This window comes from Stutzerimonas kunmingensis (genome assembly GCF_032106285.1).
Lineage (GTDB): Bacteria > Pseudomonadota > Gammaproteobacteria > Pseudomonadales > Pseudomonadaceae > Stutzerimonas > Stutzerimonas kunmingensis_B.
Window position 1 is genome coordinate 1 of record NZ_DAMCPO010000013.1, and the last position, 24,333, is coordinate 24,333.

At 61.8% G+C, this 24,333-nt stretch carries 26 protein-coding genes and 1 tRNA gene; 19 read left to right on the forward strand and 8 right to left on the reverse strand.

All coding sequences use genetic code 11. From position 1 onward, the window contains the following. Positions 1-97 precede the first annotated feature (97 nt). Together RT582_RS11935 and RT582_RS11940 are read left to right on the forward strand one after the other, a co-directional pair. A tRNA-Glu gene (locus tag RT582_RS11935) sits at positions 98-173 on the forward strand. Between the two features lie 191 nt (positions 174-364). Continuing rightward, on the forward strand, positions 365-814 hold the full coding sequence (locus RT582_RS11940) for an acyl-CoA thioesterase (RefSeq protein WP_104096884.1): 450 nt from the start codon (positions 365-367) through the stop codon (positions 812-814). A gap of 13 nt (positions 815-827) precedes the next feature. On the opposite strand, the gene RT582_RS11945 is transcribed toward RT582_RS11940, so the two are convergent. Then, the gene (locus RT582_RS11945; protein WP_044316067.1) at positions 828-1,082 is read right to left on the reverse strand and encodes a hypothetical protein; all 255 of its coding nucleotides are present in this window, start codon (positions 1,080-1,082) and stop codon (positions 828-830) included. 98 nt (positions 1,083-1,180) lie between these two features. On the opposite strand from RT582_RS11945, the gene dinB reads away from it, so the two are divergent. The 17 genes from dinB (at position 1,181) to RT582_RS12030 (ending at position 18,452) form a co-directional block, all read left to right on the forward strand. After that, the gene (dinB, locus tag RT582_RS11950; RefSeq protein WP_313477542.1) at positions 1,181-2,245 is read left to right on the forward strand and encodes a DNA polymerase IV; all 1,065 of its coding nucleotides are present in this window, start codon (positions 1,181-1,183) and stop codon (positions 2,243-2,245) included. 338 nt (positions 2,246-2,583) lie between these two features. Continuing rightward, positions 2,584-3,504 (forward strand): MSHA biogenesis protein MshI, encoded by a 921-nt coding sequence (locus tag RT582_RS11955; protein ID WP_313477544.1) that lies wholly within the window; start codon positions 2,584-2,586, stop codon positions 3,502-3,504. After that, positions 3,504-4,109, forward strand: a complete 606-nt coding sequence (locus RT582_RS11960) for a PilN domain-containing protein (RefSeq protein ID WP_104096887.1) — start codon at positions 3,504-3,506, stop codon at positions 4,107-4,109. The genes RT582_RS11955 and RT582_RS11960 overlap by 1 nt, the downstream gene beginning before the upstream one ends. After that, the gene (gspM, locus tag RT582_RS11965) at positions 4,102-4,779 is read left to right on the forward strand and encodes a type II secretion system protein GspM (protein WP_104096888.1); all 678 of its coding nucleotides are present in this window, start codon (positions 4,102-4,104) and stop codon (positions 4,777-4,779) included. Before RT582_RS11960 ends, gspM begins: the two co-directional genes overlap by 8 nt. 19 nt (positions 4,780-4,798) lie before the next feature. After that, complete coding sequence (locus RT582_RS11970; protein WP_255849662.1) at positions 4,799-5,098, forward strand: Type II secretory pathway component; 300 nt, start codon at positions 4,799-4,801, stop codon at positions 5,096-5,098. Beyond that, positions 5,095-6,696 (forward strand): pilus (MSHA type) biogenesis protein MshL, encoded by a 1,602-nt coding sequence (mshL, locus tag RT582_RS11975; protein ID WP_090521652.1) that lies wholly within the window; start codon positions 5,095-5,097, stop codon positions 6,694-6,696. Before RT582_RS11970 ends, mshL begins: the two co-directional genes overlap by 4 nt. Positions 6,697-6,704: 8 nt before the next feature. Continuing rightward, on the forward strand, positions 6,705-7,634 hold the full coding sequence (locus tag RT582_RS11980) for an ExeA family protein (protein ID WP_102832474.1): 930 nt from the start codon (positions 6,705-6,707) through the stop codon (positions 7,632-7,634). Beyond that, positions 7,631-8,995, forward strand: a complete 1,365-nt coding sequence (locus RT582_RS11985) for a tetratricopeptide repeat protein (protein ID WP_313477546.1) — start codon at positions 7,631-7,633, stop codon at positions 8,993-8,995. The genes RT582_RS11980 and RT582_RS11985 overlap by 4 nt, the downstream gene beginning before the upstream one ends. Continuing rightward, on the forward strand, positions 8,992-10,716 hold the full coding sequence (locus RT582_RS11990; protein ID WP_313240542.1) for a GspE/PulE family protein: 1,725 nt from the start codon (positions 8,992-8,994) through the stop codon (positions 10,714-10,716). Before RT582_RS11985 ends, RT582_RS11990 begins: the two co-directional genes overlap by 4 nt. Positions 10,717-10,797: 81 nt before the next feature. Beyond that, positions 10,798-12,036: a type II secretion system F family protein gene (locus RT582_RS11995; protein ID WP_313477547.1), complete on the forward strand. Its 1,239-nt coding sequence runs from the start codon at positions 10,798-10,800 to the stop codon at positions 12,034-12,036. Between the two features lie 133 nt (positions 12,037-12,169). Then, positions 12,170-12,697 (forward strand): pilus assembly FimT family protein, encoded by a 528-nt coding sequence (locus RT582_RS12000; RefSeq protein WP_278378527.1) that lies wholly within the window; start codon positions 12,170-12,172, stop codon positions 12,695-12,697. 25 nt (positions 12,698-12,722) lie between these two features. Then, entirely contained in the window at positions 12,723-13,181 is a 459-nt protein-coding gene (locus RT582_RS12005) for a type II secretion system protein (protein WP_312724663.1), read from the forward strand. Between the two features lie 138 nt (positions 13,182-13,319). Then, positions 13,320-13,784, forward strand: coding sequence for a pilus assembly FimT family protein (locus RT582_RS12010; protein WP_312724664.1), 465 nt, complete (start codon positions 13,320-13,322; stop codon positions 13,782-13,784). A 161-nt stretch (positions 13,785-13,945) separates the two neighbouring features. Beyond that, positions 13,946-14,311, forward strand: a complete 366-nt coding sequence (locus RT582_RS12015) for a prepilin-type N-terminal cleavage/methylation domain-containing protein (protein WP_376785684.1) — start codon at positions 13,946-13,948, stop codon at positions 14,309-14,311. A 1-nt stretch (position 14,312) separates the two neighbouring features. Further along, positions 14,313-15,149 carry a PulJ/GspJ family protein gene (locus RT582_RS12020; protein WP_313475095.1) on the forward strand — a complete coding sequence of 279 codons (837 nt, stop codon included), beginning with the start codon at positions 14,313-14,315 and terminating at the stop codon, positions 15,147-15,149. Continuing rightward, positions 15,139-15,585, forward strand: a complete 447-nt coding sequence (locus tag RT582_RS12025; RefSeq protein ID WP_312724667.1) for a pilus assembly protein MshP — start codon at positions 15,139-15,141, stop codon at positions 15,583-15,585. The genes RT582_RS12020 and RT582_RS12025 overlap by 11 nt, the downstream gene beginning before the upstream one ends. After that, positions 15,582-18,452 carry a polymer-forming cytoskeletal protein gene (locus RT582_RS12030; RefSeq protein ID WP_313477548.1) on the forward strand — a complete coding sequence of 957 codons (2,871 nt, stop codon included), beginning with the start codon at positions 15,582-15,584 and terminating at the stop codon, positions 18,450-18,452. The genes RT582_RS12025 and RT582_RS12030 overlap by 4 nt, the downstream gene beginning before the upstream one ends. Before the next feature lie 320 nt (positions 18,453-18,772). On the opposite strand, the gene RT582_RS12035 is transcribed toward RT582_RS12030, so the two are convergent. From RT582_RS12035 to livH, 7 genes are all read right to left on the reverse strand, one after another. Then, complete coding sequence (locus RT582_RS12035) at positions 18,773-19,174, reverse strand: META domain-containing protein (RefSeq protein ID WP_014821213.1); 402 nt, start codon at positions 19,172-19,174, stop codon at positions 18,773-18,775. After that, a complete protein-coding gene (locus RT582_RS12040; RefSeq protein WP_313477550.1) occupies positions 19,171-19,611 on the reverse strand; it encodes a hypothetical protein in 441 nt (146 codons plus the stop codon). The genes RT582_RS12035 and RT582_RS12040 overlap by 4 nt, the downstream gene beginning before the upstream one ends. A 96-nt stretch (positions 19,612-19,707) precedes the next feature. Next, positions 19,708-20,514 carry a dienelactone hydrolase family protein gene (locus RT582_RS12045; protein WP_313477552.1) on the reverse strand — a complete coding sequence of 269 codons (807 nt, stop codon included), beginning with the start codon at positions 20,512-20,514 and terminating at the stop codon, positions 19,708-19,710. Positions 20,515-20,680: 166 nt separating this feature from the next. Then, complete coding sequence (locus RT582_RS12050; RefSeq protein ID WP_023444303.1) at positions 20,681-21,382, reverse strand: ABC transporter ATP-binding protein; 702 nt, start codon at positions 21,380-21,382, stop codon at positions 20,681-20,683. A gap of 2 nt (positions 21,383-21,384) precedes the next feature. Beyond that, entirely contained in the window at positions 21,385-22,152 is a 768-nt protein-coding gene (livG, locus tag RT582_RS12055; protein ID WP_014821209.1) for a high-affinity branched-chain amino acid ABC transporter ATP-binding protein LivG, read from the reverse strand. After that, positions 22,149-23,405 carry a high-affinity branched-chain amino acid ABC transporter permease LivM gene (locus RT582_RS12060; RefSeq protein WP_014821208.1) on the reverse strand — a complete coding sequence of 419 codons (1,257 nt, stop codon included), beginning with the start codon at positions 23,403-23,405 and terminating at the stop codon, positions 22,149-22,151. Before RT582_RS12060 ends, livG begins: the two co-directional genes overlap by 4 nt. Then, positions 23,402-24,325: a high-affinity branched-chain amino acid ABC transporter permease LivH gene (gene livH, locus RT582_RS12065; RefSeq protein WP_003299167.1), complete on the reverse strand. Its 924-nt coding sequence runs from the start codon at positions 24,323-24,325 to the stop codon at positions 23,402-23,404. The genes RT582_RS12060 and livH overlap by 4 nt, the downstream gene beginning before the upstream one ends. Positions 24,326-24,333: the final 8 nt, after the last annotated feature.

The window sequence follows — 24,333 nt, forward strand, 5'->3', positions numbered from 1 at the left end:
CGCTTGCATGGCATGCAAGAGGTCGACGGTTCGATCCCGTCTAGCTCCACCAATCACGGCTTGTCGATTGATTGTTCGGCAGGTTTGCGAAGGTTTCGTCCCCTTCGTCTAGTGGCCTAGGACACCGCCCTTTCACGGCGGTAACAGGGGTTCGAGTCCCCTAGGGGACGCCATTTTTATTGCCCGTTTTGGGCTTCAAGGGGTCATCTTTCATGAGATGGCCCTTTTTGTTTTGCGTGGTCGAAAAGTCGGTTGAGTCGCACTGCGCTGAATGTCTTGTCATTGCTCGCAGCAACAGGCGTGACTCGTCGCGGCGGCTGCGGTTTCATAGGTCATCGCAAACGGCCAACGAGGCTTGCAACGAATGAGCTGGGATCAGGCAGACGCGTTTACCATCGACCTGCAGGTGCAGTCCGAGCATATCGACGAGCTGGGCCATGCCAACAATGCGGTCTATGTAACCTGGCTGGAGCGGTGTGCCTGGCAGCATTCGCAGAGTCTGGGATTGGGCATCCACGACTACCGCCGCCTCGATCGGGCGATGGCAGTGCTGCGGCACGAGATCGATTATCTGGCCGCGGCCTACGAAGGCGATCTGCTGCAGTTGGGAACCTGGATTTCCGAATCCGATCAGCGTTTGAAGATGAAACGCAATTTCCAGCTGATCCGACCGGCCGACGGCGCTACGCTGCTGCGCGCGCAGACGACTTTCGTTTGCATCGAGCTCTCCAGCGGGAAACCCAAGCGCATGCCGCCGGAGTTCATCGACGGCTACGGTAAAGCGCTGGTTCAGCCGTACCCGCTGGAGCTTTGACGAAGCTGGTTGCTCAGCCGCGCTGCTCGGGCTTCATGACGTCGCTCTCGCGGCGCTTCTCGGCATCCTCGCGCCAATCTTCCTGGATTTCCTCTTTCATTTTCGGGTCGGCGCCGCCATCTTCGTTCTCGCGAGCCATTCCCTCGCCTTTCTTTTCCTGCTGGATGTTGGTGCCTTGCGGCTGAGTGTTCATCATGTCCTGGTCGGCCAGCGCAACGGCGGAAAACAAGCTGCCCAGTGCGATGATGCCTGCGTACAAGATTTTCATCTGAACCTCCGGCTATCGGGTGATAAAGCACTTACCATCTTAATAACCGACCTGTTGCGCTGAAGATTCGTTCATTCCTGTCCGGTGCCCCGTTTTCCGTGAGTCAGTCCTCCCTTCGCAAGATCATCCATATTGATTGCGACTGCTTTTACGCCGCGATCGAGATGCGTGACGACCCCAGTCTGGCTCGGCGGCCGATCGCAGTTGGCGGCGCTGCGGATCGGCGCGGGGTCATTGCCACGTGCAACTACGAGGCGCGAGCATATGGTGTTCGCTCGGCCATGGCGTCCGGGCACGCGCTGAAGTTGTGTCCTGATCTGCTGATCCTGCGGCCCCGCATGGATGCCTACCGAGAGGCTTCGCGTGAGATCCTTAACATCTTTCGCACCTACACCGAGCAGATCGAGCCGCTGTCGCTGGACGAGGCTTATCTGGACGTCACTGCCTGCGAGCATTTTTCCGGTAGCGCCACGCGTATTGCCGAGGACATCCGGCGTCGGGTCTGGCAGCAGCTGCGCATCACGGTGTCGGCGGGTGTTGCTCCGAACAAGTTTCTGGCCAAGATTGCCAGCGAATGGAATAAGCCCGACGGCCTATTCGTCATTACCCCGACACAGGTCGACGATTTCGTACAGGCGCTGGAGGTCAAGCGGCTGCATGGTGTGGGTCGCGTCACCGCTGAGAAGCTCGGCCGGCTCGGCATCCGCACCTGTAGCGACTTGCGCGAGTGGCACAGATTGGACCTGGTCCGCGAGTTCGGCGCGTTCGGCGAACGGCTCTGGGGGCTGGCGCGCGGCATCGATGAGCGGTCGGTGCAGGTGGAGAGTCGGCGCCAGTCGGTGAGCGTCGAGCAGACCTACGACAAGGATCTGCCGGACTTGGCGGCGTGCCTGCAGCGTCTCCCGGAGCTGCTGCAGCAGTTGGCTACCCGCATGGCGCGCCTCGACAACGGCTATCGACCCGGCAAGCCCTTCGTAAAGCTCAAATTCCATGACTTCACCCAGACCACAATGGAGCAGACTGGCGCCGGACTCGAAATCGACGACTACGCCGATCTGCTCGCCATCGCCTTCTCCCGCGGTGCCCGGCCGGTTCGGTTGATTGGCGTCGGCGTGCGGTTGGTCGATCTGCGCAGTGGTTTCGAGCAGCTCACTCTGTTCTAAGAGCGCCAGTTTCCTTTCCTGCATCTTCCTGCATCCATCGCGTGCTTATTCCGCTAACTACCGTTCGTCAGGTGCGTAGTTTGTGATGCCCTCGTGCGACGAAAGGGCTTAAGCCGATATAGCGCGAGCTAATTAATTAACCCAGAATGCGCGCGATCTTTGACGTCCTTGGATTGACGGTTTTCTGTTGCGCGATTGATTCACGACAATATTTGGACGCACCCATCGGATATTGTTAGAGTCACGCAAGATGGCAATATGCTATCTATTGACGCCCTCAGTATCGATTCTCTGCTTTTTGGCAGTTGAGCACCGACGTCTTGGCGAGGGAGCCATTGGTGGGTCTGTTTTCCAAAACCAAGAAATCAAAACCAGCCGGCATGCTCGGCATTGAGGCTGGTCCGCAAGGTATCGCGTTGGCGCACGTCGTTCGGGTGCCCGGTGCGCGGCCGCTGCTGCCGTACTGCGGACACCTGGAAGGCAGCGTCGACGCGCAGGCCGCTCTGCTGGAGAAGGCCGTGAGCGAACGTGCCTTGCAGGGCTTGCCGACGAACGTGCTGCTGCATCCTTCCGAATACCAGATGTTCCTTCTCGAAGCGCCTGAGGTGCCATCGCAAGAGCTGCGTGACGCCATGCGCTGGCGCATCAAGGACATGATCAGCCAGCCGCTGGACGATGTGGTGATCGACTGCTTAGCGCTGCCCGAGGACGCTTATCGCGGACGCACGCGTATGGTCTATTGCGCCGTTCTCGAGAAAACCCGGATGCAGCACTACGCCCAGTTCGTGCGTCAGGCCGGTCTGCACATGGCGAGCATCGACATCACCGAGATGGCGTTTCGCAATCTGGGCTCGCTCGCCGGCGCCGAAGGCATGAATCTCGCACTGCTGCGCCTGCGCACCAGCGAAGGCCTGATCTGCATCCAGAACGGCGCCGACCTTTACATGGCACGGCGCATCGAGCAGGGGCTGGCCCGCGCCGCCCAGGATCTGGGCAGTACGACACTGGAAATCCAGCGCTCGCTTGACTACTTCGAGAGCCAGCTCGGCAAGGGCTATATCAATCGCTTGATGTTGCTGCCTATGAAGCAGGATGGCGAGCGCGCCTATCAGGGGCTGGCCAGTGGCCTGGCGGTGAACCTGCAACGCCTCGACCTGCGCGAGCTCTTCCCCGGCCAGCCGGGTGCCGAGATGTCCGAAGCGCAGCAGGCGTTCTGCATTGGCGCCGTCGGCGCCGCCCTGCGTCAGGACGCCGTCTGATGCAGAACGTCAATCTCTATCAGCGCGAACGTCGTCAGCAGGGTGGCCCGCGTCCGCGGCAACTCCTGCTTGGCGCATGTGTACTGGCGCTTGCCCTGGCTTCGCATGCTGCCTGGCAGGGCTGGAACCTCAAGCAGCGCGCCTCGGACCGTCAGTTGGCCGAGGCGCAGGCGGTCTCTGCAGAGGCGCAGCTGGCTGCATTCAAGGCCAACTATCGGGAACCGACTCTGGATACCCGGCTGCCTGCGCAACTGGCAGAGCGGGAAGCGGAGAACCGCCAGCTGCAGCGCCTCGCAACGCACCTGCGAACGCTCGATGGCCAGCTGCGTGGCGGCTTCGCGCCTGTACTGACGGCGCTGGCCGATCGGCACCCGCCGCGCGGGCTGTGGCTGACCCGCATCCGTCTGCAGGCGGGCGGCAGCGACATGCTGTTGCGCGGCTTGAGCCAGGATCAGGAACTGCTTCCGCTTTATCTGGAAAGCCTCGGGCGCAGCAAGACGTTGCAGGGTCGCGAGTTCGGTAGCTTCGATCTGCAGCGCGACGACAGCGGCCTGCTGGCGTTCCGCCTGGCATCCCGTGCGGCGGAGGAGGGCGACGATGAATAACGCCATGCAAAACCTGCGGCAGCGCTGGCAGGCGCTGGCGCCGCGCGAGCAGTGGCTGAGCGTGCTGGTCGGCGCTTCCCTGCTGGGCATGCTTTATCTACTGCTAGTGGCTGAGCCGCTCGCCCAGCGCATCGCCCAGCAGAACAGCCAGCTGCGTCTCGCCGAAGCCCGTCAGCTGGAGGCGAACAATGCGTTGCTCGAACTTCAGGCCAAGCTCGCGGCCGACCCCAATCGTCCTTATCGCGACGCACTCGATATTGCACGCACCAGCCGCGAACAGATTCTGCGCAGCATCGACGAGGAGACCCGCTCACTGGTTTCACCTGCACGCATGAAAGCGCTGCTGCAGGACCTACTGCGCCGTCAGCCTCAACTGCAGATGGTCGCGCTGCAGAGCTTCAGCGCGCCGCTGGAGTTGCCGGCCGGCGCGACGGATGCGGCGAAGGATGCGCCGCCAGCGGCGGTCAGCTTCTACCGGCACGGCCTGCGTCTGACCCTGCAAGGCGGCTATTTCGACCTGCTCGATTACCTGCAGGCGGTGCAGAACAGTGGCTGGCGTCTGCATTGGGACAGCCTGGACTATCACATCGATGAGGCCGGGCCGGACAAAGCGCGGATCACGCTGGAGCTGCATACCTTGAGTCGCGAAGCGGGGTGGGTTGGTGTCTGATTTTTCTCGTGCGTTCTGCTTGTTCCTTTTGCTGCCCGCTTCGACCTACGCGCTCGATCCCACCCGCCCGCCCGCGGCGTTCGTGACCGCGGCAGCGGAGCGCCAGGCACCGGCGACGCTGCACCTGCAAGCCATTTTCCGTGGTGCACAGAGCGCCCGGGCGGTGCTCAACGGCCAATCGCTGAGAGTCGGCGACATCCTGGCCGATGCCCGAGTCCTGGCCATCAACACGAATTCCGTCCTGATCGAGCGCGACGGCCAGCAGCAGACGCTGCGTCTGGTTGCCCCGATCATTACTCCGAGCCAAGTCCGACCATGATGCCGACCCTTTTTCCACGTCTCGGCTTGCTGAGCCTGTTCTGCCTGCTGGCCGCCTGCCAGACATTCGAGGACGGCGACAAGCGCCTCTACGAGCAGAGCAACCGTCTGTTCGAGGAAAGCCTGCAGCAGACCCAGGCCAAGGCGCTGCCGCCGCCGTCGGTACAGGCTGCGCTGATTCCGCCGCTGAGTGTCGACGGCAGCTCGGCGGTCAGTGGCCCGCGCTTCGATGTGGTCGCCAACGACATGCCGGCCCGCGAATTCTTCCTCAGCCTGATGGACAACGCCGGGCAGAACCTGCTGGTACACCCGGCGGTGACCGGCAACATAACCTTCAGTTTGCGCAACGTGACGCTGGAAGAGGTCCTCGCGGCGGTGCGCGACAGCTACGGCTACGACTATCGCCGCACCAGCTATGGCTACCAGATCCAGGCCAATACCGCAGTCACCCGTACCTATGACCTGAACTACCTCAACCTGCAGCGACAGGGCATGACCGATACTCGGGTCAGCTCCGGTCAAGTCACCACCAGCGACAACACCGACACCGGTGCAGGCGGAACCACGACCAACTCGACCTCCAGCACCGTCAACGCCAGTCAGCTGCTGACCAGCAGCAGCGTCGACTTCTGGAGTGAAGTGCGCGAGGTCGTGGCGATGATGATCGGCAGCGAGGCGGACAACAGCGTGGTGGTCAACCCTCAGGCCGGACTGCTGGTGGTTCGAGCATCCAGTGCCGACCAGCAGAACGTCGAGCGCTTCCTGCAACAGGCGCAGCGCAACCTGCAGCGGCAGGTGATTCTGGAAACCAAGATTCTCGAAGTGAGCCTGTCCGACGGCTTCCAGTCCGGGATCAACTGGGCGCAGCTGGGTTCCATGGGCAACGCCGACTTCGCGCTGGGTGTGCAGGGCGATACGCTGGACGGCGTCAATAATGTCGGTGGCGTGTTCAGCGCTGCGGTCAGCGTCGGCGACTTCAGCGGCGTGCTGCAGCTGCTGGAAACCCAGGGCGATGTGCGGGTGCTTTCCAGCCCGCGGATTTCCACTCTCAACAACCAGAAGGCCGTGATCAAGGTCGGCACCGACGAGTTCTTCGTCACCGACGTTTCGACCACCACCACCTCGCTGGCGGGCGGCACCACCGCGCCCGATCTGGACATCACCCTGACTCCGTTCTTCTCCGGAATCTCGCTGGACGTCACCCCGCAGATCGACGAGAACGACCAGGTCACGCTGCACGTCCGTCCGACCGTCAGCCGCGTTCAGGATCAGAACAAGAGTATCCAGCTGGGCGGTTCCGACAACGTCTTCAACCTGCCGCTGGCGCTGTCCACCACGCGCCAGTCGGATTCCATCGTGCGCGCGCGTAGCGGCCAGGTCGTGGTCATCGGTGGCCTGCTGGAAAACCGCAACAGCAACAACGACGCCAACATTCCCTGGGCCTCCAAGCTGCCCATCGTCGGCAGCCTGTTCCAGCAGCAACGCAAATCGCTCGAGCAGACCGAGCTGGTCATCCTGGTGCGCCCGCAGGTGATCGACGATCAGGTCTGGCTCGACGAGCTGCGCCGCAGCGCCGATTCGTTCCGGCAGGTCAGGTAAGCATCGGTATGTACGAAGCATTCTTCGGCCTGCAGGAAAAGCCATTCGCATTGACGCCGAATACCGGCTTCATGGTTCGCCTGCCGCCTTACCAGGCGTGCCTGAACCTGCTGCGCGTGGCTCTGGCCGAAGGCGAGGGCTTCATCAAGGTGACCGGCGAAGTGGGCACCGGCAAGACCCTGCTCTGCCGCGCGCTGCTCAAGCAACTGGATGCCGAACACTACCAGCTCGCCTGGTTGCCGAACCCAGCGCTTGGACCCATGGCGCTGCGCCAGGCGCTGGCCCATGAGCTGCATGTGCCGCGGGTCGAGCAACTGGACAATCACGGGCTGCTGACGGCACTGCATCGCCGGCTGATCGAGCTGGCCGGCCAGGGCAAGAGCACCGTGCTGTTGATCGATGAGGCGCAGGCGCTGCCACCGGCCACGCTGGAGGCCCTGCGACTGCTGACCAATCTGGAAACCGAGCAGCGCAAACTGCTGCAGGTGGTGCTGTTCGGCCAGCCTGAACTGGACGCTACGCTGGCCAGCGAAAATTTCCGGCAATTGCGCCAGCGCATCACATTCTCCTATCGCCTGCGCCCGCTGGATGTCAGCGATGCCAGGCGCTATCTGCATGAACGCCTGGCGGTTGCCGGTTATCAAGGTGAACCGCTGTTCAAGCCGGCCGCGATTCGCCTGCTGGTCAAGGGCAGCGGTGGCATCCCGCGGTTGCTCAACATCCTGGCCAACAAGTGCCTGATGGCGGCGTTTGGCGAAGGTCAGCGACGGGTCGGCAGCCGCCACGTACGCCGTGCCCTGGCCGATACCGAGGGTGCGCGACCGTTCCTGCGTGCAGCCCTTCCGTTGCGTTGGGCATTGCTGGCGGGTGCGGCAACCCTGAGCCTGCTGCTGAGTGCGTTGCCATGGCTGTCGCAGCTGGCCGAGGTGCGGCCATGAGCCTGGTCAACGACATGCTGCGCGATCTCGAAGCGCGCGGCGCGGCATCCGGCAGGCAGAGCCCATTCCTAGACATGCAGGCTGTCGATGAAACAGCCGCAACGCGGCGTCAGCGATCGGCACGGCTGCGCCGCTGGTTGTTGCCGCTGGCTATCGGGGCGTTGGTCGCCGCGGCATCGGTGGTGCTGTTCGAACGTTTCGCGCAAGCCCCGGTTGTGCAGGAGTCACCTGCCGCTGCTCCGGTGGTCGCTGCGGTGCCTGCAACTCAGCTCCTCGACGTCTTGCCGCAGCAAGACGGTGGCCGTTTCGTGCTGCAGTTGCTGCTGGATCGCTCGATCAGCTATCAGCGCACCGACGAAGGCGGCGCGATCAGTCTGCGCCTGCCGGATGTGACGCTCGCCGGTGGCCCGCGAAACGGTCGTGTGGAGAGCAATGGCCTAAGTCTGTCCTGGCGAGTGGAACAGCAGGGCGACCAGGTGCAGGTGCTGCTGCTCGGCATGACCGATCGCCTCGATGTGAGTGATCGGCTCGAGCCGGCCGCTGGCCATGCGCAGCTCTGGCTGGAAGTCCACATGGATGGCGCACCAGTGGCCGTTCCTGAGGACTTGGAGCTGCCTTTTGCCGAGCCGGCATTGGACGAAGCGAGCCTGCCGGAGTGGGTCACCCGCACCGCGCCAGACGCGCAAACCGCGCCGCCCGTCGCGCCGGATGTGCAACCGGTCGCCGAGCCAGCCCCGGCCCCGGTTGCCAGACCTCAGGTTGCCACCAAACCCACCGTGCAGATCGGCAGTCATCGACCGGACCCGCTGGCCCAGGCGCGCGATGCCCTGCAACAGCAGAACTTCCCCCGTGCCATCGAGCTGCTGCAGGCGCTCCATGCCGCACAGCCGGACAACGTCGAGGCGGCCCGCTGGTTGGCTCGTGCTTACCTGGCGGCTGGACGGATCGAGCCATTGCTCGAGTGGCTGCCGGCCCAGCTGCAGAGGCGGCCGTTCGATGCCGAGCTGCGTATGCTGCTCGCCCGTGGCCAGCTGCAGAGCGGCGACAAACAGACGGCGCTCGCCACCCTGGTGCAGAACGCGCCGTCGCTGGCCAGCGATCCCGGCTATCACGCGTTGCTGGCAGCTCTGCAGCAGCAGGTCGGCGACTGGGCCGGCAGCGCTGCGGTTTATCGCCAGCTGGTGGCTCTTCAGCCGCAGCAGGCGGCCTGGCAGCTGGGCTTGGCCATCGCGCTGGAACAGATCGATCAACCCGCCCGGGCGGCGCGCCACTACCGTCTGGCCGCGCAAGGGCAGGGGCTCGATGACAACTCGCGGCGCTTCGCCGCCGAACGTGCCGGCGTACTCGGAGGTGCCCGATGACCGCGCAAGATATGCGCCAGCGCAAGATTCGTCTCGGCGATCTGCTGGTCCAGGCCGGCCTGATCAGCGAGGCCCAGCTGCAGCAGGCGCTGCAGGACCAGAAGCGCACCGGCTCCAAGCTCGGACGCACGGTACTCGACCTCGGCTTCATCGACGAAGGCCGCCTGCTGCGTGCGCTGTCCGAGCAGCTGCAGATTCCCTTCGTCGAACTCAAGCACTACAAGTTCGACAACCAGCTGACCCAGAGCCTGCCCGAGGCGGTCGCCCGGCGCTTCCGGGTGATCGTGCTGTCCCGCCAGGGCGATGGTTTGCTGGTGGGCATGACCGACCCGCTGGACATCTTCGCTCAGGACGAGATCGAGCGCCTGCTCGGCAAGCGCGTCCACCCGGCAGTGGTGCGGGAAAGCGAGCTGCTCGGCGCGCTCGATCAGCTCTACCGCCGCACCAGCGAAATCGCCTCGCTGGCCGGCGAGCTGGAAGGGGAGCTGCAGGAAAGCGACTTTGACCTCTCGCGCCTTGGCGAAAGCAACAGCGATGCGCCGGTGGTGCGCCTGCTGCAGACGCTGTTCGAGGACGCCGTGCAGATGAAGGCCTCGGACATTCACATCGAACCGGACGAAGGCGTGGTGCGGATTCGCCAGCGTATCGACGGCGTGCTCAACGAACAGGTAATGAAGGAGCACCGCGTCGCTTCGGCGCTGGTCATGCGCCTGAAGATCATGTCCGGCCTGGATATCTCGGAAAAGCGCCTGCCGCAGGACGGCCGTTTCAACATCCGCGTGAAGAACCGCAACCTCGATGTGCGGGTTTCCACCATGCCGGTGCAGTTCGGCGAGTCGGTGGTCATGCGTCTGCTCGACCAGAGCGGCGCGATGTTCAAGCTCGAAGGCACCGGCATGCCGCCGGCGATGCTCGAGCGCTTCCGGCGTCTGCTGCAGCGTCCGCACGGCATGGTGCTGGTCACCGGCCCGACCGGCTCGGGCAAGACCACCACGCTCTATGCCGGGCTCTCCGAGTTGAACAGCCCGGAGAAGAAGATCATCACCGTCGAGGACCCGGTGGAGTACCGCCTGCCGCGGATCAATCAGGTGCAGGTCAACGCCAAGATCGAGTTGACCTTCGCCCGCGTGCTGCGCGCCGCCTTGCGTCAGGACCCGGACATCGTCCTGGTCGGCGAGATCCGCGATCAGGAAACCGCCGAGATCGGCCTGCGCGCCGCACTGACCGGCCACCTCGTACTCTCGACGCTGCACACCAACGATGCCCTGACCTCGGCCATGCGCCTGATCGACATGGGCGTCGAGCCCTTCCTCGTCGCCACCGCGCTCAATGCGGTGCTCGCCCAGCGTCTGATACGCCGCGTGTGCGAAAACTGCATGGAGGACGATCAGCCCGATCCTCGGCAACTGGCCTGGCTGGAAGCGCTGCACGGCGGCTCGCTGCGCGACCACCGTTTCAAGCGCGGCAATGGTTGCCATCAATGCCACAACAGCGGCTATGCCGGCCGTGTCGGTGTGTACGAGCTGCTGGAGCTGGACGAACCGATGATCGCCGCATTGCGTCGAGGCGATCCTCAGGGCTTCGCCGAGGCCGCGCGCCAGCAGGCGCACTATCGACCACTGGCGGCGTGCGCGCTGGATTACGCCATCGCCGGCGTCACCAGTATCGAAGAGGTGCTGAAGGTCTGCGCCACCCTGGCGGACGACGAGGTGATCGCGTGATCGCCGGTAATCTCCAGCCTGTCGCGGCCGTAGGCGCCAGCGCCACGGGCTTCGTCCGGTCATTTCGCGGGGTGCCTGCCGATGCCTAGCTTCCGCTATACCGGCCGCGATATGCGCGGCGCACGGGTCAGCGGCGCGCTCGATGGCGCCAGCGCTGACGCCGTGGCAAGCGAGCTGGTGTCGCGCCAGATCACCCCGCTCACCATCGATGCGGAGCGTGCCCAGGCCGATAGCGTCGACGTGTTTGCCGTGCTGCGCGAGAAGCTGCGGCGCAAACGTGTCGATCTGGACGAACTGATCATCTTCAGCCGCCAGATGTACAGCCTGAACAAGGCCGGCGTGCCGATCATTCGCGCCATCGGCGGCCTGGCCGAATCCAATCGCAACCTGTATTTCCGCGGCATCCTGCAGGACGTGCGCGCCAGCCTCGAAAGCGGCCAGTCCATGGCGGTCGCACTGAACGCGCATCCCAAGGTGTTCAACAATCTGTTTGTCAGCATGGTCAGCGTCGGTGAGAACACCGGCCAGCTCGACCAGGCGTTCAAGCAGCTGTCTGCCTATCTCGAGCTGGAGCGCGAGACCCGCAAGCGCATCAAGCAGGCCACGCGTTATCCGATCTTTGTGCTGGTGGCCATGGGGGTGGCGCTGGGTGTCATCAATCTCTTGGTGATCCCGGCGTTCGCCAAGGTCTTCGCCCAGTTTCACGCGCAACTGCCGTGGGCCACGCGCGTGCTGATCGGCACCTCCAACTTCATGCGCGACTATTGGTGGCTGTTGCTGCTGGGCATCGTCGGTGGGCTTTACGCCTTCTTCAAGTGGATCGAAACCGACGCCGGTCGACTGCGCTGGGACCGCATCAAGCTGCGCCTGCCCATCGTCGGCGGCATCTTCGAACGTATCGCCCTGGCGCGCTTCACCCGCACCTTCGCGATGATGTATCGCGCCGGCGTGCCGCTGCTGCAGACCCTCTCGATCAACAGCGCCAGCGTCGGCAACCAGCATATCGGCCAGGCGATTCTCGGCATTCGCGAAAGCGTCGAACGCGGCGAAGCGCTGACCCGTTCGGCGCACAGCTCCGGTCTGTTCACTCCGTTGGTACTGCAGATGATGGCCGTCGGCGAAGAAACCGGCGCGCTGGATGACCTGTTCATCGAAGTCGCCGATTTCTACGAGCAGGAGGTGGACTATGACCTCAAGCAGCTGGCTGATGCCATCGAGCCGATTCTTATCGTGGCCATGGGCGTGATGGTGCTGATTCTTGCGCTCGGCGTGTTTCTGCCGATGTGGGAACTGGGTAGCGCGGCGCAGGGGAGGGGTTGATGCATCGGGTTAAGAGCTTACTCCGGCTGCCCTCCAGCAAGAGAACGGCGGTTTACTGATATGACGGATCACTGACGGATCACGGAAGACCCGTTGGTTTTAAACAATACGGATCGGCCATGGAAAGGCTGCGTTGACCACTCAAGAGGAGAAGAAAATGGACAGGCAAAAAGGTTTCACGATGATTGAGCTGGTGGTGGTGATCGCCATTCTCGGCATCTTGGCAGCGGTAGCGTTGCCTCGCTTCATCGACGTTGCTGACGATGCGCACGAGGCGTCTGTACGAGGTACAGGGGGTGCCCTTGCGTCCGCAGTGATGCTTGCACGAGCGCAATGGGAAGTTAACCGGGGGAAAGGCATAACGTCGAACGATAACGTTGTGGGCTTTGGCTCCGGAAACATCGACGTCAATACAAGTGGCTGGCCGGTAGGTATCGATGGCGGCAACACGCTTGGTTCCGTTGCCGATTGCCAGGCGCTTTGGACCAACCTCCTTCAAGGCTCTGCACCAACAATCACCGGGGCTACGCCGGACTACGTTGCCACTCTGGCAGGCGCCACTGGCCAGGCCTGCACCTATACCTACCAAGGGCAGGGCAACAACGACACGATCGTCTACGACTCGGCACTCGGTACTGTCGTTACTACTTTTAATCCGTAATACCAACTGCCTTGGGGGCATCGAAATGAAGAAACAACAGAGCGGTTTTACCCTGATCGAGCTGATTATGGTGATTGTGATTTTGGGGATTCTGGCGGCGTTTGCGTTGCCGAGGTTTGCAGACTTGGGCGGTGATGCACGCCGCTCTACAGTCCAAGCTGTTGAAGGCTCTATGAAGTCCGCAGCAGCCATTGCCCATTCTGCTTTCCTAACGGCAGGAAATAGCCCGGCATCGGTGGATATGGAAGGTGCCACTATTGCTTTAGTTAACGGCTATCCTGATGCAGAATCCATAGCAGCTGCAGCAGGTATTACAGGTGGTACAACGGCTGCTGCGACTGGTGATTTCATTATCACTAGCACTGCAACTGCTACCACTGTTCAGGCGAAAGGCGCGGCTGATGAGACTAAGTGTCAGGTTGTTTATACCGAGGCAGTCGCAGGAGCGGCACCGGGTATTGTCGCAACATTGACCGATTGCTGAGCCTTATAAGCTATTTAGGGCAGGTCAATCGCCAGTGCACACTACGGCCGCACTGCAACCCGGCTTTTGGTCGGGTTGCAAGGAGTTTCCGGGGGCTTGTCAATCCTGACTTCTGCCAGCTTGAACAGGGATCGGCCAATGGTTAAACAGCGCGGTTTTACAATCGTCGAGTTGATCATGGTGATCGTCATCATCGGCATCCTCTCCGCCGTGGTTGGGCCGCGCTTCTTTAGCAAAAGCAACTTCGATGAGCGCTTCTATTATGAAGAACTGCTTTCTGCTGTCCGTTATGCGCAAAAACTGGCCGTGGCTGGTGGGTGTCCCATACAGGTGGAAGTCCGTGCATCCGGAACTTCGCTGAGTTACTTCGGGAAATGTGGTGCCAGAAGTTCTGGCGATGCTGTTGCTGGAGATCATGCAGTTGCTAACCCACGGGCTATCAAGGTTGTTCCCGATCCGTTCTCAGTCGTTTTCAATTCGCTTGGCTGTGTTTCCGATACGGCTACCTGCCCGGCGCAGGGTGTCGATGAACTGAAAATTGGTGAGTCCAGCTTCACAGCGAAAATTCACCATGCCACCGGCTTTATCGAGGTCGCCCCATGACCCATAAGCTCCGTAGGGTGAATGACGCTTCACCCACCCAGCACCAAACGGTTCACCCCCAATACCATGGAAGACGCTTCGCGGTTTATCACAGGGTGGCCATCCATCTTTCGATTTCCCGTCTAACAGCCTCACCAGCTGTCAATCGGCGCCAACGCGGCATGACCCTCGTCGAGCTGATCATCACCATCGTCATCATCGGTATCGCCGCCGCCGCACTCTTCTCCGCCATGGCAAGCATCACTGCTCGATCTGTAGATCCGATGTTGGAAGCTCAAAGCCTGCACCTGGCTGAGTCGCTAATGGAGGAAATGCAGTCCGTACCATTTAATGCGATTGCCGATATCGCTCCAAGAGAGCCGCAATATCGGGACGGCAGCGGCATTGAGGCGCTGGAAAACTATCGCGTCGGTGCGGTGGTTTGGGACTACAGCATTGGTGGACAGCCCGGCAAGCGCATCGATGTGGATGTCACCGATCCGACCGGCAGAACGTTGCGCCTCACCGGCTACCGGGCGGACTACTGATATGAGACGGACCGAACTTCGGAGACCTTGGAAAGGGTTTACGTTGGTGGAGCTCGTCATGGTGATAGCTCTGTCCGGAGTCGTCATGGTGATGATCTCCACCGTGATGACCCGTCCGCTACAGGGCTTCTTCGATATCAGTCGCCGAGCCGAGCTGACCGATCTGGCTGCAATAGGGCTTTCGAGGATCGCCCGGGACATTCGCGATGCCGTGCCCAATTCCTTGTGCCTTGGAGATACCTGCGGGGAGGGCGCGGGTGTATCGCTGCGACTGATGAGCATCAGCACCGCTGGTAGGTACCAGGCCAACACTTTCGATGCTGGGGCGGAGCGCTTCGATCCGCCGCGATGCCCAGCTACGGGTAGCTGCATGATTCCAGTGCTTGGCGGCACGGCGAAGGTACCGACCGGGGCGCACTGGCTGATAATCTACAACACGGGCGGTGACATGCCCGGCAGCAGTGTGTGGAATTCGCAGTCGGTCAGCCCGGCCGTAATGTCGGATCGTGTGTTCGAGTTGAGCGGTACCAGCCTAATCGGTACCGCACCTGGATTTCACTTCAAATATGCATCGCCGCAGCATCGTTTCTATCTGGCGCGGGAGGTGGTTCGCTATCGCTGTGAAGGCTCTCGCCTGCTTCGCGAAAGTGCGTCGGATCTGGCCTTCAACAGCAGTCTGTCGAGTCAGGTAGTGCTTGGCTCCCTCCGCGAATGCCGGTTCGTCTACGAGCCGGGTGATAACAGCCGTCTTGGTCTTGCGACGCTGCAGGTGACACTGGAACAGAAAGGTGAGCGGGTGACTCTGGTACGCCAGGTACAGGTGAGCAATGCGCCCTGAAAAAGGATTCTCCCCAGGTCAGCGGGGTTTTGGCCTGGTCGCAGCACTGTTCCTCATTGTGGTGGTCGCTGGTGCAATCACTACCATGGCGCGGTTGTCGGTGACACAGAGCAGCACCGGTAGCCTGGCGCTGCAGCAGGCGCGAGCCTGGCAGGCTGCGAATGCAGGTCTGGAGATGGCGATAGCCACGGCTGCAAAAGGCAGCTGCCCTTCATCTTTGCCTTTTACCCTGCCGGGGCTGGATGGTTTCACCATCCGGGTCACAGACTGCGATATGACTCCAAGCCTTCATCTGGACGAAGAAGAGCTGTCCCTGCACCTTTACGGTTTGGTTAGTGAGGCGGAATACGGCGCGCCGGGGCAGCCTGACCATGCCTTTCGGCAATTGGAGGCGCTTGTGGAGTACAGCGTGCCAGCAGGGGGGAGCGGAGGATGAGGCTGAAAATCAAACGACTGTTTTCCCTGATCATCGGCGGCCTGCTGTTTTGTATCACCAGTGCGGGGTTTGCCGCATCCTATAACCTCAGCAGCGGTGAGTACCCGCCGTGCTCCACCTCATGGAGTGTCAGCGCAGATACCTACACCTGTACTGGCGATGGTCGGGTGAGTCTGGGTTATAGCGATATCGTCACGGCCAGCCATGCCAGCACCCTGCGGGCAAACAAAGGTTTCTCGCTGGGCAACGGGCGGATCGGTAGTGTTAGTGCGCCTATCGCTTTGCTTTCAACTTACGGCACTGTCACCAGCTCAAGCGGCGCGGTGGTATTTGGCGACATTCAGGCAAATGCGCTTATCGAACTGACTGGCGCTACGGTGACAGGGAACCTGCGGGCAAATAGTGCGGATATTACCTTGGTGGGTAGCCGCATCACAGGCGGCGTCAGTGCCAGCAACGAGGTCAGCCTTAGCAGCACTGACGTGACGGGCGACATTTCCAGTAGTAATGGAACTATTACTGCCATAGGCGGCACGCTGCGAGGCAATATCAGCGGAAGCTGTTGTGATATCAGCCTTTCCAATCTTTCTCTCTATGGCAACGTTTCGGCCGTATCGGCTGATATTTTACTCTCCAGCGCGCAGGTCACTGGAAATTTGAACACAACTAACCGGGTTTCGCTCGACAAATCTACCGTCAATGGCAACGTCACCGCGGCCACTTGGGATGCTCAGACGATCAAGGGTACCGGCAATAGTTTTATCTATGGCGTCTGTATTCCTTCTGCGACCACACCTGCAAAACTCTGCAGCGGGGAGGAGCCCGTAGCAGGTGTACACCATTACCGGCTCGCCTTTGCCAGCCAGGCACTGACCTGTCAGCCGCAGACCATTTTGTTTTCAGCCTGCATGGATGCTGAGTGCAGCGTTGTTTCCAGCAGCACCAGCACCCTGACCATAAGCCCTAGCGGCACAGCAATGACTTTCAAGGGCCAGAGCGCAGGCACCGTGGCTGTGCGTACGGCACAAACCGTTGTTCTCTCCGTTATTGCTGCTAGCCCAGCGCCGAGCAATTCGACCCTATGCCGGGTGGATGGGGTCTTATCGACCAACTGCAGCATGACCTTTCATGACAGTGGCTTCGTCATGCGTGACCTCTCACCGCTGATCGCCGGTAAGCCTCGAACAGCCACCATTCAGGCTGTGCGCAAGAGCGACAGCAGTCCGGGGTGTACGCCGGCCTTTGCCGGGGGGGGGCGAACGTTGCAGTTCAGCGCGAGCTATGTCGAGCCTGCCGGCCCTTCTGGCTCGGCGCGGACGCTACGCATCGGCAGCACGGATCTGTTGCCGGGTGGGCCTGCTCAAGACGTTTCATTAACATTCGATTCCAGTGCTAATGCGCTATTTCCGGTCTCCTATTTCGATGCCGGAGTCGTTCGTCTGAGCGCAGCTTTTACCGGAACAACCAGCAGCGGGCCAAACGGGCAGAGCGAGGCAGGTTTGCAGATGACCGGCAGCGCCGAACTCGTCTCCCGTCCCTTCGGGCTGTGTTTGGAAACTGATCTGGCACACGATTCTGCGAAACGCTTTGCTGGCGTTGCTGGGGACGAGACGGTGCATGTGGCCGGTGATGCGTTCGAGCTCAGAGTTCGTGCCGTGGCCTGGACGCCAGCAGACGACGCCGACCTGAATGCCAGCGCCCCACGCCAGCCGAATATTTGCGCGAATCCAACCACTCCGAACTATCAACAGGCGGGTATCAGGTTGACCCATGCCGTACTTGAACCTGATCCTCCAGCGAGTGACGGTAGCCTCACTATTAAAAGTTACGTGCATCAGCGTGGCGAGCGCACTGTTCTGGCCGGGCAGAAAATCGATGAAGTCGGCGTATTCCAGCTGACAGCCGAGCCTCCGGCTTACTTTGGTTACAGCATGAGTCATGGCGTGAGTCAGAGTGGACGAATAGGGCGCTTCATTCCCGCTCGCTTCACGGCTACAGGCGTGGGCAGTCTCGATAGTTGTGATGATCTGAGCTATCAAGGTGAACCCTTGAAGTACGCGGTTGTGCCCAGTCTCACTGTGACTGCGCTCAACCGTGCCGGCACGCCTGCTCGTAACTACGATCGGGGCGACTTCTGGCGACTCTCCAGGCCGGCCGAACAATGGTTTACGCAGGAAACCGGTAGGGATGTTAGCTCCAGGCTGAGCCATAACAGGCGACTAGTGGAAAATGGAGCAGATGATGGTGACGGTGCGCGTGTCTTCACTTCGGAGCGAAATGATACCTCGATGGATTGGGATTTGAATTACGCCCGCAGCTCTTCACCGGGGAGCGCAGATTTGGCGTTCTCACTCCGCCAGTATTACCCGGAGGCGCTGCTGGTCGACCAGGATGGCGTATGCCACCGTGCAAACGGAAATGCAGACTGTGATGGGTATGCCTTGGATCTGAGTGGTGGCGATATTCGCTTGGGCAGGCTCCAGATTGGCAACGCCCATGGCTCGGAACTGGAGAATCTCGCGCTGCCTTGGCGCATACAAAGCTGGCAGGCACCCGGTGTCTTTCTTGCTGAAGCAAAAGACAGTTGCAGCTCAGTAAGCTGGTCTGTGCCGAATCTGGATGACATTACTCCCGGTTTGAAGGGGCACACCAGTCTGGAGTCGGGGGTGGTGCAAGGGCATCAGGGCGTTCTGGTGCTACTTGCTCCGGGAAGAGGGCGCACCGGCAGCGCGACGGCTGGCTTTCCGGACCTTCCGCATTGGTTCTGGTATGACTCGCGCGGCCCGGAATCGAGCCGTGGCCTAGCGACCTTCGGTATTTACGAAGGCGCCAAACCGCTGATCTTCCGCCGTGAACTGTATCGCTAGAAGACCGGACCACCGGAAACAAACGCAAAAAGGCCGCTCAATATGAGCGGCCTTTTCGTCTGGGTGTAAAAGAGGGGAATCCCTGGCCTGCCTGTACCAGGGTCCCCGAAACTGGTTGATTCAGTCTATGCACTGGATGTGCCAGTTTCGTGGAAGGTCGGCAGGCGGCTTTGCTCGGGCTTGTTCACAGGCGCTGAGCGCCGGAATCCGCGGGGAGGCGGGTCCCAGGCGCTGTGTCAGCTGCCGTAAGGATGAGCCGGCAGATGTGATCTCGCGTAAAAGCAGTGCGCATGCCTTGTTGCATGCGCACATTTGGCGCGTTATTCCTGTTCCGGCCAGAGCCGTAGCGGGGTGCCCTGGGCGGGCCAGAGGCGCAGTTGGTCGATGTTGGAGACATCCCAGCGCTCGACGCGATTGAGCAGATCGAGGAAGTGGTGCTCCTGCTCCATGATTTCCTCCGCGCACATCTTGCGTGTGCTGCCCAGGTTGCTGAAGCGGATCTGCTGGCCATCACGCTCGTAACTGCCGAACCAGTGGTTGCAGCCCGCGTTGCCGTAGGCGCGGCCGTCGCTCAGCGTGAGCGAGACGGGGGTGCGGCCGATCACGGCGTCATCGCCGATCCATTCGGCGATGTAGGTGACGTCGCGTTGCAGTTCGAGCTGTTCGGTGGCACAGCCTGTAAGGCCGAGGGCTGCGATGAGTGGCAGGATTCGTGAAGTCATGCCTGTTGCTCCTTCTGGCAGCTGGGGCAGCGGTGCTGGTCGTTCTGACCGGACCAGCCCAATTCGGTGATGCGCGCCTGTGCGGCGGGCTTGCGTGCGGCCTCGCCGAGCTTGGCATCCACGGCGAACTCGAAGTCCAGCTGTTTGCCGCAGCTGTCGCAGGTGACCTGCCAGTTGAGGATTTCCAGTTCGCGGAACACCGGTCCGCTGGCCACGGCCATCCATTGCCCCGGTGGGTTGATCAGGTGGCGGACCTTCTCCACTGTCAGGCGCTGGGAAAGGTCGCGGCTGCCCTTGAGCGTGACGATCAGTACATCGCCGCTACGAATCGAGCCGCCATTGCCGGTTACCTGATAGCGGCCCGGCGCCAGCGCACGGCATTCGGTGAGGGTGTGGGCGGGGTTGAGCAGGGTGTAGCGGAAATCGTGTTCGGCCATGACTCGTGATCGACGGTGAGTTGTGCGCGCAATGCTAGCACGCGCCCTGGCGGCAGGCGCGCCGCCGGGACGAATCACGGACGAGTAGCCGGTTGGTTACTGCGCCTGGGCGGTTGCAGGTTTGCCGAAAGTGTCTTCGAAGAAGCGCTGCATATCACGCCAGGAACGTTCGTCCGCGGCTTTCTGATAAGCGACGTCGAGGCCGTTCTTCTGGTGGGCGTCGGCACCCTGATTGGTGAAGCCGTGCTTGGCGCCCGGCAGGCTGACGAACTGGTAGTCGGCACCGGCCTTGACCATCTCGACGTTCAGCGCGGCGATGTCGTCGGTGCTGATCATGCTGTCCTCGCTGCCATGTTCGACCAGCACACGCGCCTTGACGCTGCCGGGCGCGGCGCGGGTTTCGGTGGCCAGCGCGCCGTGGAAGCTGACCACGCCTTCCAGCGGCACACCCTGTCGCGCCATGTCCAGAACCACCTTGCCGCCGAAGCAGTAGCCCACCGCGCCCAGTTTGGCGGTATCGGTCTGGGCCTGTTCCTTGAGCAGATCGAGGCCGGCATTGAAGCGGCCCTTGGCAGCATCGGCGTCCTTCAGCGCGGCCTGCATGAAGCTCATGGCGTCTTTCGGGTGATCGGTGTTCTTGCCTTCGCCGTACATGTCGATTGCCAACGCGCTGTAGCCCAGCTCGGCGAGGTCGCGAGCGCGCTGCTTGGCGTAGTCGTTCAGCCCCCACCATTCGTGTACCACGACGATGCCGGGACGCTTGCCTTCGATGGCGTCGTCATAGGCGTAGTAGCCGATCATCTCGGTGCCATCGGCAGCGGTGTAGGGGATTTCCTGCGTCTGAATCTCGGCATTCGCAGTGACGCTGGCAACCATGAGCAGGCCGAACAGGCAGTGGCGCATCGTGGGATCTCCTTGGTGATCGTTATGTTGGCGATGGGGGTTCGAAGAAGGATAGCGGTTCTTCGACTGCACGCGCAGCGCCCGGGTTCGGCTGCGTGATGGATACGTATAAGACGAAAAAGCCCTGCCGGTTGGCAGGGCTTTTTCGTTGAGTGTGGTGGCGATGTCAGCCGCCCAGGTAGGCGTCGCGCACTTTCGGATCGGTCAGCAGGTCCTCGCCGCTGCCCTGCATGACGATATGCCCGTTCTCCAGCACGTAACCGCGGTCGGCCAGCTTGAGCGCCTGGTTGGCGTTCTGCTCGACCAGAAACACCGTCACGCCATCCTCACGCAGCTGTTCGATGATCTCGAAAATCTGCTGGATGATGATCGGCGCCAAGCCCAGCGATGGCTCGTCGAGTAGCAGCAGCTTGGGTTTGCTCATCAGCGCGCGGGCGATGGCGAGCATCTGCTGTTCACCGCCGGACATGGTGCCACCGCGTTGCTGGTAGCGCTCCTTGAGCCGCGGGAACAGGCCGAGCACCTTGTCCAGTTGCTCCTGAAAGTCCGTCTTGCCGGTGAAGAAGCCGCCCATGGAGAGGTTTTCCTCAACCGTCAGGCGGGCGAAGATCCGCCGGCCTTCGGGTACCACGGCGATGGCCTTGCGCATGATGTCGCAGGTCTGCTGGCCGACCAGCTCCTCGCCCTGGAAGCGGATACTGCCGCTGGCCGCCTGCGGCGAGCCGCACAGGGTCATCAGCAGGGTCGACTTGCCTGCACCGTTGGCGCCGATCAGGGTGACGATTTCGCCCTGTTCCACCTGCACGTTGATGTCGTGCAGGGCCTGGATCTTGCCGTAGAAGGTCGAGACGTTTTCGAAAGTCAGCATGCTTACGCCTCCCCCAGGTAGGCTTTGATCACGTCCGGATTGTTGCGCACCTGTTCGGGCGAACCATCGGCCAGCGGCGTGCCCTGATTGATCACGTAAATGTGGTCGGAAATGCTCATGACCAGCTTCATGTCGTGTTCGATCAGCAGCACCGTGACCCCATGTTCGTCACGCAGCATGGCGATCAGCGCCTTGAGATCCTCGGTTTCCTTTGGGTTGAGGCCCGCCGCCGGCTCGTCGAGCATGAGGATGCGCGGACGCGTCATCATGCAGCGGGCGATCTCCAGGCGGCGCTGCTGGCCGTAGGCGAGGGTTCCAGCCGGGCGGTTGGCTACATCGGTCAGATTCACCTGCTCCAGCCAGTGCGCAGCAAAGTCCATCGCCGCGCGCTCGCTCTTACGAAATCCCGGGGTCTTCAGGAGACCGGCGAGGAAGTTGGTGTTCAAATGGCGATGCTGTGCCACCAGCAGGTTTTCCACCGCCGTCATGTCCTTGAACAGGCGGACATTCTGGAAGGTGCGTACCACGCCCTGGCGAGCGATCTTGTGGCCCGGCAGGCCATGGATCGGCGTACCGTCGAGGAGGATTTCTCCGGCGGTCGGCTGGTAGAAACCGGTCAGGCAGTTGAACACCGTGGTCTTGCCGGCGCCGTTGGGGCCGATCATCGAAACCACTTGCTTGTCATGTACCGTCAGCCCCACCTCGTTGACCGCCAGCAGGCCGCCAAAACGCATCATCAGGCCGCGTACTTCGAGAATCGGGCGGCTCATTGCTTCAGCTCCAGGTGTGGGCGTTGCATCGGCAGCAGGCCTTGCGGACGCCAGATCATCATCAGCACCATCAGGGCGCCGAACATCAACATGCGGTATTCGCTGAATTCGCGCATCAGCTCAGGCAGCAGGATCATCACGATGGCTGCGAGGATCACCCCGAGCTGCGAGCCCATGCCACCCAGCACGACGATGGCGAGAATGATCGCCGACTCGATGAAGGTGAACGACTCCGGCGATACCAGACCCTGGCGTGCGGCGAAGAAGCTGCCGGCAAACCCGGCGAAGGTCGCACCGAGGGTGAAGGCCGAGAGCTTGATCACGGTGGGGTTCATGCCCAGCGCGCGGCAGGCGATCTCGTCTTCGCGCAGGGCTTCCCAGGCGCGTCCGATAGGCATGCGTAGCAGGCGGTTGATCACGAACAACGTCAACAGCACCAGTAGCAGGGCAATCAGGTAGAGGAAGATCACCTTGTTCACCGAGTTGTAGGCCATGCCGAAATACTCGTGGAACGTCTGCATGCCCTCGGCTGCGCGGCGGTCGAAGGACAGGCCGAACAGGGTCGGTTTGTCGATGCCGCTGATGCCGTTCGGGCCGCCGGTGAGGTCGGTCATGTTGCGCAGCAGGATGCGGATGATCTCGCCGAAGCCGAGAGTCACGATGGCCAGATAGTCACCGCGCAGGCGCAACACCGGGAAGCCCAGCAGGAAGCCGAACAGCGCCGCCATCGCGCCGGCGATGGGCAGTGCAGTCCAGAACCCGACCCCGTAGTAGTGCGAGAGCAGCGCATAGGTGTAGGCACCGACGGCGTAGAAGCCGACGTAACCCAGGTCGAGCAGGCCGGCCAGACCGACGACGATGTTCAGGCCGAGGCCGAGCATCACGTAGATCAGGATCAGCGTGGCGATGTCCACCGCGCCACGTGACCCATAGAACGGCCACGCCAGCCCGACGAGGATCAGAGCGATGATGATCCAGCGTTGGGTCGAGGGCAGGGTAAGGAAGCTGCCCGCGCCTGCGGGTACGCTCGGCAGGCTTGGGCTGGCGGCCCAGCCGGCGGCCAGGTGAGTACGGAACAGTTGCCAGACGAACATGGCTACCGCGCAGGCGGCGATGATCCAGAACGTACCGGCTTCGGCGCCGTGCACTTCGACGCGGATGCCGACGGTGGTGAGCTTCAGGCCAAATACCGGCACCGCAACGGCGATGACCAGCAGGGCGCTGAAGAAGGCTGTACGGAGATTGCCGGTCATACCTTTTCCACCTCCGGGCGGCCGAGGATGCCGGTGGGGCGGAACAGCAGGACCAGCACCAGCAGGCTGAACGCCACGACGTCCTTGTACTGGTCACCGAAGATGTCGGCACCGAAGGCCTCTGCTACGCCAAGCACCAGGCCGCCGAGCATGGCGCCCGGAATGCTGCCGATGCCGCCGAGTACCGCCGCGGTGAATGCCTTGATGCCGGCGAGGAAGCCGATGTGCGGGTTGATCACGCCGTACTGCATGCTGATCAGTACCGCTGCGATGGCGGCCAGCGCAGCGCCGATGACGAAGGTCAGGGCGATGATGCCGTTGGTGTTGATGCCCAGCAGGTTGGCCATCTTCAGGTCTTCTGCGCAGGCGCGGCAGGCGCGCCCCAGACGTGACCGCGAGATGAACATCGTCAGCCCGTACATGGCAACGAAGGTGACCACGAAGATCAGGATCTGCATGTACGAAATCACCACGCCATTCATGGTGCTTTCACCGAACACCAGATTGCCCGGCATCAGGTTGGGAATCGCCTTGTCCTTGGAATCCTGAGCCAGCAGCACGACGTTCTGCAGGAAGATCGACATGCCGATGGCCGAGATCAGCGGAATCAGGCGGTTACTGCCACGTAGCGGGCGGTAGGCGACCCGTTCGATGCTGTAGCCGTAGGCGCTGGTGACGATGATGGCGGCGACGAACGCACCCATCATCAAGATAGGCAGCGCATCCAAGCCCATCATGGACAGGCCGACAATGGCGATGAAGGCGACATACGAGCCGATCATGTACACCTCGCCGTGGGCGAAATTGATCATGCCGATGATGCCGTACACCATCGTGTAGCCGATGGCGATCAGCGCATAGGTGCTGCCAACGGTGAGCCCGTTGATCAGCTGTTGTAGGTAGTGGTAAAGCTCAGGCATCACTGCTC

Coding starts and splice junctions, on each gene's coding strand:
- RT582_RS11940 (WP_104096884.1), top strand. CDS start 365: ATGAGCTGGGATCAGGCAGACGCGTTTACCATCGACCTGCAGGTGCAG.
- RT582_RS11945 (WP_044316067.1), bottom strand. CDS start 1,082: ATGAAAATCTTGTACGCAGGCATCATCGCACTGGGCAGCTTGTTTTCC.
- RT582_RS11960 (WP_104096887.1), top strand. CDS start 3,504: ATGCAGAACGTCAATCTCTATCAGCGCGAACGTCGTCAGCAGGGTGGC.
- gspM (WP_104096888.1), top strand. CDS start 4,102: ATGAATAACGCCATGCAAAACCTGCGGCAGCGCTGGCAGGCGCTGGCG.
- mshL (WP_090521652.1), top strand. CDS start 5,095: ATGATGCCGACCCTTTTTCCACGTCTCGGCTTGCTGAGCCTGTTCTGC.
- RT582_RS11980 (WP_102832474.1), top strand. CDS start 6,705: ATGTACGAAGCATTCTTCGGCCTGCAGGAAAAGCCATTCGCATTGACG.
- RT582_RS11985 (WP_313477546.1), top strand. CDS start 7,631: ATGAGCCTGGTCAACGACATGCTGCGCGATCTCGAAGCGCGCGGCGCG.
- RT582_RS11990 (WP_313240542.1), top strand. CDS start 8,992: ATGACCGCGCAAGATATGCGCCAGCGCAAGATTCGTCTCGGCGATCTG.
- RT582_RS11995 (WP_313477547.1), top strand. CDS start 10,798: ATGCCTAGCTTCCGCTATACCGGCCGCGATATGCGCGGCGCACGGGTC.
- RT582_RS12005 (WP_312724663.1), top strand. CDS start 12,723: ATGAAGAAACAACAGAGCGGTTTTACCCTGATCGAGCTGATTATGGTG.
- RT582_RS12010 (WP_312724664.1), top strand. CDS start 13,320: ATGGTTAAACAGCGCGGTTTTACAATCGTCGAGTTGATCATGGTGATC.
- RT582_RS12015 (WP_376785684.1), top strand. CDS start 13,946: ATGACCCTCGTCGAGCTGATCATCACCATCGTCATCATCGGTATCGCC.
- RT582_RS12020 (WP_313475095.1), top strand. CDS start 14,313: ATGAGACGGACCGAACTTCGGAGACCTTGGAAAGGGTTTACGTTGGTG.
- RT582_RS12025 (WP_312724667.1), top strand. CDS start 15,139: ATGCGCCCTGAAAAAGGATTCTCCCCAGGTCAGCGGGGTTTTGGCCTG.
- RT582_RS12030 (WP_313477548.1), top strand. CDS start 15,582: ATGAGGCTGAAAATCAAACGACTGTTTTCCCTGATCATCGGCGGCCTG.
- RT582_RS12035 (WP_014821213.1), bottom strand. CDS start 19,174: ATGACTTCACGAATCCTGCCACTCATCGCAGCCCTCGGCCTTACAGGC.
- RT582_RS12040 (WP_313477550.1), bottom strand. CDS start 19,611: ATGGCCGAACACGATTTCCGCTACACCCTGCTCAACCCCGCCCACACC.
- RT582_RS12045 (WP_313477552.1), bottom strand. CDS start 20,514: ATGCGCCACTGCCTGTTCGGCCTGCTCATGGTTGCCAGCGTCACTGCG.
- RT582_RS12050 (WP_023444303.1), bottom strand. CDS start 21,382: ATGCTGACTTTCGAAAACGTCTCGACCTTCTACGGCAAGATCCAGGCC.
- livG (WP_014821209.1), bottom strand. CDS start 22,152: ATGAGCCGCCCGATTCTCGAAGTACGCGGCCTGATGATGCGTTTTGGC.
- RT582_RS12060 (WP_014821208.1), bottom strand. CDS start 23,405: ATGACCGGCAATCTCCGTACAGCCTTCTTCAGCGCCCTGCTGGTCATC.
- livH (WP_003299167.1), bottom strand. CDS start 24,325: ATGCCTGAGCTTTACCACTACCTACAACAGCTGATCAACGGGCTCACC.